General features: G+C 42.0%; 14 protein-coding genes. 12 read left to right on the top strand and 2 right to left on the bottom strand.

The window, feature by feature from the left end; genetic code table 11:
* Positions 1-21: 21 nt before the first annotated feature.
* The 5 genes from yycF to QZ995_RS05250 are packed head-to-tail and all read left to right on the top strand — an operon-like array spanning position 22 to position 5,515.
* Entirely contained in the window at positions 22-732 is a 711-nt protein-coding gene (gene yycF / locus QZ995_RS05270; protein WP_301803982.1) for a response regulator YycF, read from the top strand.
* Positions 725-2,557 (top strand): cell wall metabolism sensor histidine kinase WalK, encoded by a 1,833-nt coding sequence (gene walK / locus QZ995_RS05265; RefSeq protein WP_301803981.1) that lies wholly within the window; start codon positions 725-727, stop codon positions 2,555-2,557. Before yycF ends, walK begins: the two co-directional genes overlap by 8 nt.
* Complete coding sequence (locus tag QZ995_RS05260) at positions 2,554-3,939, top strand: YycH family regulatory protein (protein WP_301803979.1); 1,386 nt, start codon at positions 2,554-2,556, stop codon at positions 3,937-3,939. The genes walK and QZ995_RS05260 overlap by 4 nt, the downstream gene beginning before the upstream one ends.
* Positions 3,926-4,708, top strand: coding sequence for a two-component system regulatory protein YycI (locus tag QZ995_RS05255; RefSeq protein WP_301803978.1), 783 nt, complete (start codon positions 3,926-3,928; stop codon positions 4,706-4,708). The genes QZ995_RS05260 and QZ995_RS05255 overlap by 14 nt, the downstream gene beginning before the upstream one ends.
* Positions 4,709-4,726: 18 nt before the next feature.
* Positions 4,727-5,515 (top strand): MBL fold metallo-hydrolase, encoded by a 789-nt coding sequence (locus QZ995_RS05250; RefSeq protein WP_031412643.1) that lies wholly within the window; start codon positions 4,727-4,729, stop codon positions 5,513-5,515.
* Positions 5,516-5,537: 22 nt separating this feature from the next.
* Here the strand turns inward: QZ995_RS05250 and QZ995_RS05245 are convergent, their stop codons facing one another.
* Positions 5,538-5,852: a hypothetical protein gene (locus tag QZ995_RS05245; protein ID WP_301803976.1), complete on the bottom strand. Its 315-nt coding sequence runs from the start codon at positions 5,850-5,852 to the stop codon at positions 5,538-5,540.
* Between the two features lie 248 nt (positions 5,853-6,100).
* Here QZ995_RS05245 and QZ995_RS05240 point away from each other — a divergent pair, with 248 nt between their 5' ends.
* On the top strand, positions 6,101-7,375 hold the full coding sequence (locus tag QZ995_RS05240; RefSeq protein ID WP_301803975.1) for a S1C family serine protease: 1,275 nt from the start codon (positions 6,101-6,103) through the stop codon (positions 7,373-7,375).
* Between the two features lie 421 nt (positions 7,376-7,796).
* On the opposite strand, the gene QZ995_RS05235 is transcribed toward QZ995_RS05240, so the two are convergent.
* Positions 7,797-8,192 carry a RidA family protein gene (locus tag QZ995_RS05235; RefSeq protein WP_301803973.1) on the bottom strand — a complete coding sequence of 132 codons (396 nt, stop codon included), beginning with the start codon at positions 8,190-8,192 and terminating at the stop codon, positions 7,797-7,799.
* Between the two features lie 394 nt (positions 8,193-8,586).
* On the opposite strand from QZ995_RS05235, the gene QZ995_RS05230 reads away from it, so the two are divergent.
* The 6 genes from QZ995_RS05230 to QZ995_RS05205 all read left to right on the top strand — a co-directional run bounded on the left by QZ995_RS05230 (position 8,587) and on the right by QZ995_RS05205 (position 12,964).
* Positions 8,587-8,871, top strand: coding sequence for a DUF4288 domain-containing protein (locus tag QZ995_RS05230; RefSeq protein WP_301803971.1), 285 nt, complete (start codon positions 8,587-8,589; stop codon positions 8,869-8,871).
* Positions 8,872-9,364: 493 nt separating this feature from the next.
* Entirely contained in the window at positions 9,365-9,598 is a 234-nt protein-coding gene (locus tag QZ995_RS05225) for a CxxH/CxxC protein (protein ID WP_003334028.1), read from the top strand.
* 5 nt (positions 9,599-9,603) lie between these two features.
* Positions 9,604-10,083 (top strand): 23S rRNA (pseudouridine(1915)-N(3))-methyltransferase RlmH, encoded by a 480-nt coding sequence (gene rlmH / locus QZ995_RS05220; protein ID WP_301803967.1) that lies wholly within the window; start codon positions 9,604-9,606, stop codon positions 10,081-10,083.
* Between the two features lie 209 nt (positions 10,084-10,292).
* Complete coding sequence (locus tag QZ995_RS05215) at positions 10,293-10,802, top strand: SRPBCC family protein (RefSeq protein WP_301803966.1); 510 nt, start codon at positions 10,293-10,295, stop codon at positions 10,800-10,802.
* A gap of 263 nt (positions 10,803-11,065) precedes the next feature.
* Complete coding sequence (locus QZ995_RS05210; protein WP_301803964.1) at positions 11,066-11,893, top strand: helix-turn-helix transcriptional regulator; 828 nt, start codon at positions 11,066-11,068, stop codon at positions 11,891-11,893.
* A gap of 87 nt (positions 11,894-11,980) precedes the next feature.
* Positions 11,981-12,964 (top strand): ABC transporter substrate-binding protein, encoded by a 984-nt coding sequence (locus tag QZ995_RS05205; protein ID WP_003333728.1) that lies wholly within the window; start codon positions 11,981-11,983, stop codon positions 12,962-12,964.
* Positions 12,965-12,970: the final 6 nt, after the last annotated feature.

The following is a 12,970-nucleotide window of genomic DNA, read 5'->3' as shown; positions in this document are numbered from 1 at the left end:
TGGTCGAAAGGAGTGAATCCATTGGCGAAACTCCTCGTAGTGGATGATGAAAAACCAATCGCTGATATACTAAAATTTGCTTTAGAAAAAGAGGGCTATCAAGTGGTGTGCGCATACGATGGTGAAGAAGCTCTTCGGTTGGTACATCAAGAAAAGCCTGATTTGATTTTATTAGATATTATGTTGCCTGGCCGAGATGGTATGGATGTGTGTCGGATTGTTCGTCAGGAATACGAAATGCCGATCATCATGCTGACGGCTAAGGATTCGGAATTGGATAAGGTATTAGGCTTAGAATTAGGAGCCGATGATTATGTAACGAAACCATTTGGTACACGTGAGCTATTAGCCCGTGTCAAAGCCCATTTACGCAGGCAAAAACCAAAGCATGGGGAGCAGAACAAGCATTTTTTCCGTATTGGAGATTTAGAGATAGACTTGCATTCTTATACCGTAAAGAAACAAGGCGAAGCTCTCGAATTAACCCATCGGGAGTTTGAATTGCTTGTCTATTTGGCAAAGCATCAAGGGCAGGTTATGGTACGAGAGCATTTGCTACAGGCGGTATGGGGCTATGATTATTTCGGTGATGTGCGAACAGTCGATGTCACCATTAGACGCCTTAGAGAAAAGATTGAGGATGATCCGAGTCAACCCACTTATATCATTACGAGACGTGGACTAGGCTACATCATGAAACAGACTTCCTCGGGAGGATCACTTCATGGGTAAGCTGAAGCTGTTCAAAACAGTTCAGTGGAAGGTAGTCGTCATCTATATGCTGTTGCTATTAATGGCTATGCAGGTCATTGGGGCCTATTTTACCCGTGAAGTAGAAAAGTACTATACCAACAACTTTTCAGAAGGCTTAAACGGCCAGGCTACCCTATTGTCTACTCTATTAGAGAAATATTTTAGCCAGCCGCGCAGTCCTGATGACCATAACGGACAGGATGTCAAAACCGATATAGATAATCTGATTCGTAATATGTCCTTTAAGGAGGCGCATGTACAGGTAGTCGATGCGAACGGAACGGTGATTAGCACCTCTGAGGATAATCCGGCGATCATCGGGCAACGTACTGCCCAGAAAGAAATTACGATCGCGCTTCTTGGGACGCGCAATGAATCAATGCGTATTGATCCTGTTACGGAAGGTAGAGTAAAAGTGCTGGCCGTCCCTATCAAAAAGGGGAATGTGGTTTACGGAGCTGTTTACATGGTTGCCTCGATTGAGAGCCTGTATACGACCATTCGTCAAACCACTAATATTTTTGCTACAGGAACCTTTATCGCTTTAGTAGTAACGGCAGTGTTGGGATATTTATTAGCGCAAACCATCACCAAGCCAGTCAAGGAAATGACTCGTCAGGCCAAGGCGGTAGCTAACGGGGATTTTAACCGATCGGTGCACATTTACAGCGATGATGAGATTGGTCAGCTTGGCAGTACCTTTAATTATATGACAGCCCGCTTAAAAGAAGCGGTTTTACTAGAGGAGGAAGAGCGGGAAAAACTATCGCAAATCTTAGCAAACATGAGTGACGGTGTTATTGCGACTGACCGGGATGGCACGATCATTTTAATGAATCGATCAGCAGAAGAAATGCTTGAGGTCAAGGAAGCAGATGTTTTAGAGCAAAAACGCAGCATCTATGATGTGCTGCGCTTGCCGCCTGAGGAAGAAATGCCTTTGTTTCAGGAGGTGGAGCCTCTGCTTCTAGAGATGATGGTATCCAATCGTGAAGTGATCATGCTGCGAGTCTTAATTACCCCGCTCCAACAGGATAGCGGCAAAAAGGGTGGAATTATTGCCGTGTTGCAGGATGTTACAGAGCAGGAACGAACAGAGCAACAGCGCCGTAATTTTGTGGCTAACGTATCACATGAACTACGTACTCCGCTGACTACCATTAAAAGCTACACGGAAGCACTCATGGATGGAGCAGTAGAAGTGCCAGAGCTATCAAACCAATTCTTACGTGTCACGATGAATGAGACGGATCGGATGATTCGGCTGGTCAATGATTTATTGCAGCTTACCAGATTTGATGCGCAGGGCGTTCAATTAAATCGAAAGCAAATAAGCATGACGGAGCTTTTACAATACGCAACCCAGCGTTTTGCGATGCAGTGTGAACAAAATGGGATCCAGCTTACGCTATCCCATACAGAAGGTCTGGATGATGTCTATATGGACGATGATGCAATTACTCAGGTTCTGGATAATCTGTTGTCTAACGCGATCAAATATACACCAGAGGGCGGGGAAGTAACGGTAGAGGCACGTGTCGATAACGAACAACAACGTGCATATATTTCTGTAAAGGATACAGGAATCGGGATTCCCAAGCGGGATTTACGGTTTATTTTTGAACGCTTTTATCGCGTAGATAAAGCAAGGTCCCGCAGTCAGGGAGGCACAGGCTTAGGACTAGCCATCGCGAAGGACTTGGTAGAAGCGCATGGTGGAGAGATACAAATTTCGAGTGAGTGGAATGAAGGGACCATCGTTACATTCTGGATTCCGTTAGCAAAAGGAGGAGAGGAAGCTTGAGCAGAGAGCGGATGGAGAATATAAAGTCTGTCGTGCTTGTGGTATTGGTACTGCTCAGTCTGATTTTGACTTCTCTTCTTCTCAACAATCAGCCTCAGCTAGAATTTATATCACCTGCCACATTCGTCCCTGCCGACAAACAGGGGGCATCTAAGCAGGCTAAGGATTTTGTGGTCCCCGATGCTATTCTTTTTCATTATGGCGAAGATCGTCATACCAAAGCAAACTCCAGTGATGATGTGTATCGAATCCTGATGGGACAGGTGCAGAATTGGTACTTTAATGAATTTAGCTATTACCCTATGACGGAAGAAAAGTGGGATAGCTTGACTCGCAAAAAGCTGGGATTAGAGCTGCAATATAACTCGCTCATCCCCATTTCCGTTATGGAGCAGGTGCTGACATTGCGTGACGTTGATCAGCGTTTAACAGAAATAGACAGAGTCTGGCTGTATTATGAGGAAGCGGATGATACGGTGTATGCTCTATTTTTGTCAACGAAGGATCACCAGAGCTTTCGTGCTAAAACAGCCGTAAGCCCGAAAGACTTACGCAATTCTTATCTGTTGTTTGGTAAAAATTTACCGGAGCAGATTCTAAAAACATATAAGGACCCGCAAAGATCGCCGTATATTGTTCAAAATAAGCAATCCTTCTGGAGCGTTTATTATTTACCAAAAAAGCCGAGTGTTATGAGCATGTATAATTACAACTACCTGCCAATTTCACGCAAGCAACTGCTGGAGAGCTATTTTCTGGATCCGGGCTTGGTCAGACAAATTGTAGAGAGAGATGGTACGAATATTTATACGGATGGTACTCGATCTGTTCAGGTGCGTAATGGGCAACATTTAATGACACTCACCACACCTGTTTGGCAAGCTGGCGATACGCAAATGACTGCCTATGAACAGCTTCAGGAGAGCGTTTCTTTTATAAATCAGCACATGGGATGGATTGATGAATTTCGCTTGCGGTCAATGGAGCAACGCACAGAGGGCAGCGCTCAAATCGTTTTCCGTCAATATCTGGGCGCTTTCCCGATCATCAGCCAGGACTCTAAATTAATTGATAATATCCAACTTAATATGGACAAAGGACAGGTTCAATCCATGAGAAGATCGTTGATCGATTTAGATACGTTCTTTGGCTATAAGGAAGTGAATGTTGCTTCTGGTGCTGATCTGATTACCTATTTACAAGAGAATAAAATCGATACGGAAAAAATCAGTAACATATATTTGGCCTATCAATTGATAGAACAAAAGGGCTACATGCAATTAACCCCAGCTTGGGTGGTGCAGTTGGAGGGCGTGTATAATAAAATCATTGATGTTCGCAGTGCCGTGCCAAAAGGAGGGAAAGTGAGTGGACTGGAGTAGGACGAAAACCATTCTGATTCTTGCCTTCCTGACGCTTAATTTGTTTCTTGGCTATCAAGTGTACCTATCAAAATTGCAGCATGGCGTAGAGTCAGAATCTGCCCAAAGCACGCAATGGGAGATTGAAAACTATTTATCAGAGCAAAATATCGCGATTAAGATGGATATTCCACAGGAAACACCTCTATTAAACTATCTGTATGTGGAGTATGTGACCTCTGCTACCTTTGAACAGGAGGAGATGGCAGACCAGCAGGTAGCGGTAGACAATACTGTGCTAGAATCACGCCTTGAAAAGCCAATCCCCCTGCGAGATTTTAAAAGCCCAAAGGATGTCTTGCATCAACTGTACAACACGATTAAATTCGCAGATCAGTATAAAGAGGATGTCAACTGGACTTTATCTGCACCAATTTATTGGCAGATGCATGATGGGCTGCCGATGTTCGTCGCACCGCTAGAGCTGCACATTGCTGATGGATTTATCAGAGGGTATAAGCAGACTTACTTACTGGTGAAAAATCAAGGCTCAGGTCGGAAAATCATTACGGCTTACACAGCTCTGCGCTCTCTGATCGAAAAGGAAGTGATTAAGAGCGGAGAAAGCATTGATAGCATCTCGCTCGGCTATTATGGGTTTAAATATGACGCTGAGATACAGGTATTAGCGCCTGTGTGGCGTTTTCAGCATGGCAATAAGGTTGAATATATGAATGGATTTACTGGGACGATGGAGCGGCCACTAGATAAAAAGGGAATGGCCGAATAGAGGAAAGAGGGATATCTGTTGCAATTTAGTGTTTTAGCCAGTGGAAGTACAGGGAATTCGATTTATGTAGGAACAGAGCGTACTTCTTTATTGATCGACGTCGGTCTTACGGGGAAACAAGCGGAGGCGTGTTTAGAGGAGGTTGGCGTAAAGCCAAGTGATTTACAGGCAATTCTAGTAACACACGAGCATTCCGACCATATCAAAGGTGTGGGTGTCATGGCGAGGCGCTATGGCATCCCGATTTATACTACACAAAAAACCTGGGGTGAGCTGGACAAGCTTATAGGAACGATCCCTGAGGGACAGAAGCAACTCTTTGAGGTGGGCCAAACGATGGAATTCGGTGATATCACGGTTGAATCATTTGGAATCTCCCACGATGCTGTCGAGCCAATGGGCTTTTGTATGCATGCAGATAATAAAAAGCTGAGTATCGCTACCGACCTAGGCTATGTAAGTGACCGAATCAAGGAAGTTATTCGCGGAGCAGATGCCTACATTTTTGAAGCAAATCACGATGTGGATATGCTACGCATGTCGCAATATCCTTGGAGCATTAAGCGCAGAATTTTAAGCGATGTTGGTCATCTTTCCAATGAAATGGCAGGCGAAGCTTTGACAGATATTCTTGGCGGGCGGGCAGAGCGTGTATTCCTGGCGCATTTAAGCAAAGAAAACAATATGATGGACCTGGCAAAGCTTACGGTAAAAAATATTTTGGAAGAAAAAGGCCTGCATGTAGGAAATGATGTGCACTTGCGGGAAACCTATCCGCATCGTCCGACGAGGATGGAAGTGCTGTAGAAATATCGTTAGTCTCCTGGATTTATTGTGGTTTGGTCGGCACATAGCTTCCGTTAGGAGCTTTTGGGGCAGCTTGAAAATTAACGGCTGCATGGACATGACTTTTTTGCATGGTTTCCAATCCTTTTGGACAGGTTTTTTCCATGATCTGTGTATTCATGTGACTGTCTAATTGCTGGACTTTAGCAGTTACCTCTTCATGATTAAGAAGTCCTTTTTCGGTCAATAACTCAATAATGGCATGAAGCACCAACGTATTATGGTAATCGACGTTTCGCAGATCGCTAAGCTTGGCCAAAATGTCTAGCTGGTTTAAGGGAGAAAAGGGCTGTTTCATGTGAAGCACGTCCTTTCTTTTTATCAGTTTAGTGCCGGTAGGGAAGCCTTGTATATGAATTCATAACACCATTCTTGACGCTTCCTGTTCATCTTATGCGAATGGACGAGTTTCATTCCACAACCTTTCCATATTTCTAACGTTAATTTGCCTCAATGCCTGCGTATACTGTTACTACAGCAAGAATATGTGAGCTCTTTATTACAAAAATATCTTTTATTCCTGCTAGAACGAAAGGAGTAATTGTTATGGGTTATTACGATAATGATTTTTTTGAAATGGAGCCAAAGAAAAAAGCCAGCCGTTCCGGCATGGGCAAATATATCGTGACCTCTGTCGCATCAGCCGTCATTGGAGGTTTGGTCGTACTTATGCTTACGCCAGCCATTTCCAAGACAGGTTATCTGAATCTGCCTTTGAAAAATGGAGCAGATGCTAATCAAGCAGCCGTGACAGCATCGACGATCTCTGCGAAAACCAACCAGCCTGTAAGTGTGAACGTGGAAACAGCGATCACAAGCGCAGTGGAAAAAACAGAGGATGCTGTGGTCGGAATCACCAATATCAAACGTGTAGCTAACCTCTGGACCAGACAAACAGGTAACGTCGCAGCCGGTGTAGGCTCTGGTGTTATTTTCGAAAAGAAAGATGGAAAAGCGCATATCATCACGAACAATCACGTTGTACAAGGCGCGCAAAGCATTGAAGTCAGTCTGGCAAGCGGAGACAAAGTGACCGCTAAAGTCCTTGGAGCTGACGCATACAACGATTTGGCCGTGTTAGAAATAGATGGATCAAAGGTAACGAAGGTTGCCGAGCTAGGTGATTCCAGCACGTTAAAAGTAGGGGAACCAACCATTGCGATCGGTAACCCGTTAGGTCTAGACTTCTCTCGTACTGTTACACAAGGAATTATCAGTTCGAAAAGCCGCTCCATGCCGACAGACGTAAATGATGACGGCGTTGTAGATTGGGAGCTGGACGTTATCCAAACAGACGCAGCCATTAACCCAGGAAACAGCGGCGGGGCTCTGGTCAACATCTATGGCCAAGTAATCGGGATTAATACCTTGAAAATCTCTCGTGAAGGCGTAGAAGGTCTTGGATTTGCGATCCCTATTAACGATGTGAAAAACATCATTCCACGCTTAATGCAGGACGGCTATCTGAAACGTGCCTACCTTGGCGTAACACCGCGCGACCTAACAGACGTACCAAAATATGCGTGGAAGGAAGTATTAAATTTACCAAACGAAGTGAAAACAGGTGTAGTTGCTATGGACGTAGGAAGCTTCTCTCCAGCATCTAAGGGCGGCTTGAAACAATACGATGTCATCACCCAATTAGACGATACTCCGATTAATAGCAGTGCACAGCTATTGAAATACTTCACCCTGAACAAAAAAGCAGGTGAAACCGTATCGATCACTCTGTATCGGGATGGATTTAAAAAAGTGGTTAAAGTAACACTCGGGGAAAAACCGCAGCAGGGTCAGGAACAGCTGCAACCGATATTTCCGTAAATAATAGGGTAACAAGGGAGACCGTCAGCAAGTCATGTTTGCTGGCGGTCTCCCTCGTCATCAAGCTGGTGAAAAGGAAAAGCTGGGAATGAGAAAACCAGTGCATTTTTACTTGCCAGCATAAATTTTAGCATGTACAAAAAAGCCCCATCAGGTAATTTCTCGCTCATTCCAATACAAGCATCGATGATGGATAATTACTCGGGCTTGGCATTTAATACACGGGCGTATTAAATTTTATACGAGAAAGATACTATGCTTTTTCTCCAATCGATTTTTTGAGGAGAGAATTAGGACAACAAAGCAAAGACCATCCTTCATTTTCAGATTTACACTGAATAAGGATGGTCATTTTTTATCTTTTTATATTAAGGTCTTAACTTGATGGCTATGAAGACAGCCTTTTTTAGAGTTACTAAAATCAACCTGCTGCCCAAACATCTAGTTCAATTTTTAATTCAGGTAAACCTAATCCTTTAACGTAAGCAATCGTCATTGAAGGAGGCGTGGCACCGAATACTTTATTCCAAACCTCATCGAAATGCTCCCAATCAATTTCTTCCGTGGCCCAAATATTAACCTTAATGACATGATCAGGAGTCAAATTTTGAGAAGAAAGGATTTTAACGATATTATTCATTGTATTTGTTACTTGTTGATTAAAATCTGTGGGTATAGTATTGTTTTGATCTATACCAATTTGACCAGAAAATACATACATTTCAGCATTTCTGCTTATCTTTGTTACATGACTATAGTTCCCGACAGGTTTCGCTATATTTTCTGGGTTATATCTTTTAATTACTTGATTATTCATTGTAAAAGTCTCCTTTTAAATAGAAAAAATATAACTTATGGATATGTCATATATTTTCACTGTTTTTTAGTCTTTCTTGATTTTAGACAGACTTATCCCGTCAATAATCAATTCTAGAAAAAAACAGCGGTAGAATACCCAATACCAAAAGATAAATATTTAATCGATCTCTTTTTCATCGGGTATTTCCTCCTTACCTATAAAAGTGAGATAATTACATCAATATTCTAACATTAACGCAAGACAAATGAAATGATGATCTATTCCAAACTCAAAAAACGGTTACATCAGGTGATCAATTCGATAAGTAATAATGGGCTTACTTGAACCCACTTCAGGGGTAGCTTTTCGTTAACATACCTAAAAGTCGTAATTGATGAAAGGAGAGATTTGTATGGAAAATGCTATATCGAATGAATGCAGAATGAAATGGTATTCAGTAAAGGTTCTATTTGAATCTATCCATTCAGGCTCTCCACTTCCCGATAAAATAAATGCCGATTATTACGTAAGCAAGGATAATAAACTTTTGGAGGAAAGCATCATAATAGTGAAAGCTACAGATACTGAACAGGCTTGCAAATTGGCAGAAGAATATGCAAAAAAGGCTGAACATGAATATCTAAATTACTACGGTGAACAAGTTAAGGATCAATTTGTAAACACTCCGCGCATTTGAGCTTAACGATTCAGAGTTAACAACCGGGGTAGAGGTTTACTCAAGATTTATACACGCAACTAGTAAAGAAACTACCAATGACATTATTAAAAGATACTACCCTGAGGCTTTAGATGAAGAGGAAGAACAATAATTAGAATGATCATAGATATGAAAGACGATGGAGATTTTGAGCTAGACAGAAAGCTGGTTGCATCCTTACATGGTGAAAACCGGCTCTTTTTGTGTCTGGCTGTCAGTAAGGCAGTAAATTTGTGTTTGGCTAGCAGTTGTTTAAATTGAAAATAATCGATTAAAAAAGACTCAATTTTATCTTGCTTTTGGGACGGCTTATGAAAGAGCTGTCTTTTTATGCTCATCCACCTTTGATTCATTGCTTATCTGGGGTAGACTAGGAGAGTGAGAAAATCAAGCAATCTGAGCATGAATCTAAAACCGATCTCATAGCTGATTATGAGAGACGACTTACTATAAAGCGGGGGTATATCACATCATGGCTAAAACAATCGTGATTCAAGGAAAAGAAACACCACTTCATGAGGAGCATCCAATCCGTGTGAGCTGTATGGAGCATATTGAAACGGAGCTGGACGATTATGTGAATTATCACGATGTGGCACCAGATACGTTTTCCATAGATGAAGTAGAATTAGGAGAAATCCCAGCCACCTGCATGGAATGTAAACAACCAGGCAAAATCGTGCTATTGCATGTGAAGGGAATGTAGGAGAAGTGCAGATTACGATTATTACGGTCGGGAAGCTAAAAGAGAAGTATCTAAAGGAAGGCATTGCCGAGTATGTCAAGCGCCTGTCGGCCTATTGCAAGCTAAATGTCATCGAGGTAAACGATGAGAAAGCCCCGGAAGAGTTAAGTGCTACGGAAATGGAGCAGGTCAAGCGCAAGGAAGGCGAGCGGATATTAGCGCATATCAAGCAGGACCATTACGTGATCGCGCTGGCTATCGAGGGGCAGATGTGGTCGTCTGAGAAGCTATCTAGCGAAATGGACAAGCTAGCGCTGCACGGACGAAGTCAGGTGGCGTTTGTGATTGGCGGATCGCTGGGGCTGGCAGATGAGGTGTTGAAGCGAGCGGATGCGAAGCTGTCGTTTTCTAAGATGACATTTCCCCATCAATTGATGCGGTTGGTGCTGGTGGAGCAGATTTATCGGGCGTTTCGGATTAGTCGGGGGGAGCCTTATCATAAGTAACGGCAAGTATTTACAAGCATTAACAAAGTAGTTGCCTTGAAATAAAGTTCGTAATGATTAGATTTATATATTTAACTGGGTGGGTATGTTTAAAGGCATTAACTTTGTTTAATAATATTGGCGGTGTCAGTAATCGCGGTTGGGCACGGCATCTCGTCCAAGCACTTATAATAAATTAAAAGTGAATACTGATTGATGGAGGAATCGATATGACGCCCAACTCGGAAAGCAAAGAGTTAGTAATAACGCGTGAGATTCATGCGCCACGCGAACTTGTATTCCAAGTATGGACTGAAGCAGAGCACCTGAAGCACTGGTGGGGGCCGAAAGGGTTTGAAATAAGTGTAAAGCATCTCGATTTTCGTGAGGGCGGATTTTTCCACTACAGTATGCAAGCTCCTGGTGGCAATCGAATGTGGGGTAAATTTGTGTACCAGGAGATCAAGGCTCCCGAGAAGATTGTCTGGATCAACTGCTTTTCGGATGAGGCAGGAAACATTGTCAGGTCTCCATTCAGTGATTTGATCCCGCTCGAAATCCGAAATAAGGTAACGATGAGCGATAATAATGGTACAACCCAAATAACCCTTTGCAGCCGACCGATCAATGCTACTGAAGAAGAGCGCAACTTCTTTGAGGGGATGTTCGATTCCATGAAGCAGGGCTTCGGGGGGACCTTTGATCAGCTTGAACAATATTTGTCGGAGGAAAAAAACTAGCCAAAGCGTCCAATAGGATGTCTTTTTTTGGTCCAAAGTTCCGTGAGCAGAAAAGTTATCTTTACACTTGCCGTTACCCGCTGCTTGAACATTAGCGGGTGCGGCATTTTTATTGTCCGCACAGCTTAACAATGATAATCGTTATCAATAATGGTAAAATAAACAAGAGTCCTCATCTGCTTCTGATCAAGAAGCTGCACAGGATGTACAACGATCGATCTTACGTATTACCGGCAAACGACTATTGAAATGAGGTATGCAACTTGAAAATCGATGTTAATCAGTTAGCGGAGCATTTGGCACACATTCCTTTTCAAGTAGAAGGAGTATATCGATATGCGAAAAATCAAGGTGTACCTTACGCTGAACATACAGATTCTTTTCCTGGGTTTGTGTTTCCACTTACAGGGAAGGTACAATTTCAATTTAATGGAACGCCTTATATCTTCTCACCAGGAAAAGTTGTGCATGGCGGTGCAAGAATGAAACTAGCTCAAAAAATGTTCGGTAACACAAACTGGGAATATATCCTTGTTTTATACCGGATATATAACTCAGAACTAGAAGAGACAAGCTTTTCCCATCAGCATTTTGAATTATCAACGGGTCAATCTCCTCGTCTGATTGAATTAATTATGCGCCTTTGGCATGTGTATAATCAGCCTGGTGGCATTTCGATGTTTCAGACCGAAATGCTGTTTCGTGATGTACTGAATGAAACCTTATTATGTGTTGTGAATAGGCAGAATAGCTGTGAATCACAAACTTTGTTCGAACGGGTATCTCATTATATTCATGAATACTATGATCAAAGCCTTACAATAGCATCGCTTGCAGAACAACATAACGTGAATCGAAATCGACTGTCTTATGTATTTAAAAGACATGCAGGTATGGGACCAGCGGAATACATATTAAAACATCGTATAAACATGGCGCAAGAAATGCTATTTACAAGTGGAGCGTCTGTACAACAAATTGCGCAAACGGTTGGAATTGCTGACCCGTTTTATTTTAGTAGAGTGTTCAAGAAACAACTTGGTATCTCTCCTACTGAATATCGAGAGAAGTTCATCAATAATCCATGCTAATTTCAACAAGCATCCATTCTCATCTAAAAATTCTTTTTCTATACTAATGGCAAACGAAAGATAACATGATGTTGGAGGAATTTTCGTATGCAAAAGATGAAAGGCCTGCTAATCTCCATGTTATTAGTAGCAGGCATACTGGGAGGTTGTAATGAAACACCTGCTGAAAATAAAGGATCAACGACAGAAGGCGCATCTACAACAGCAGGTAAGGTAGATACAACTGAATGGCCAAGAACATTTAAGGATGCCTTAGGTAAAGAAATTGTTATTGAGAAACAACCAGAGAATATTGCTTCATTATGGTATTTTTATCCTGAAATACTAATTGCATTAGGTGAGCCGCCTGCTGCTTCTACTGAAAAAGAGTATCTATCTTCTTTAACCTATTTAAAAGGAAAGCTGGATTCTGCTGATGAATTAGGAGAAAAATTATCACCTAATATTGAAAAAATCCTATCGATAGAGCCTGACATTATTTTAGCAACTGAGAATCATGAAAAAATGTATGATTCACTAGGAAAGATTGCGCCAGTCATTACGTTAAAATCCAAGGACATCTATGACGATTGGCAATATGGACTCCGTACAGTAGCCGAGATTATTGGAAAAGAAGATGAAGCGGAAAAAGTCATTGATAAAATGATGAAAGAAATCACAACTGGGCGCGAAGCATTAAAATCGATTGAAGGAGAGTCAGTAGCCCTTATATTGTCGTGGGATGGAAAAACGTTTAATGTCCTAGGTGAAGGAAATCCGGTCTATATACTTGCGTTTGATAAAGAGAAGGGACTGGGACTTACACCAGACCATATATTTAAAGGTACGACTAATAAATTTACTACGTTTGAAGGAATATCAACTGTTGAAGCAGACCATATTTTCCTTATCGGTGACATTACCAAAAAGGAAAAATTAATGAATGACTTAAAACAAAGCAATGTATGGAATAATCTCAATGCCGTTAAGAAAAGAAATGTTCATTTAATGGATGTGTCCGCTATTACTGGTGGCCCATTAGCTATCGAATACGCTTTACAAAATATAACAAGTGCCTTGCGTAAGCTCTAAAAAAGC

The organism is Brevibacillus laterosporus (assembly GCF_030489605.1).
Classification (GTDB): Bacteria; Bacillota; Bacilli; order Brevibacillales; family Brevibacillaceae; genus Brevibacillus_B; species Brevibacillus_B laterosporus_E.
This window is presented reverse-complemented; position numbering and strand designations above follow the sequence as displayed.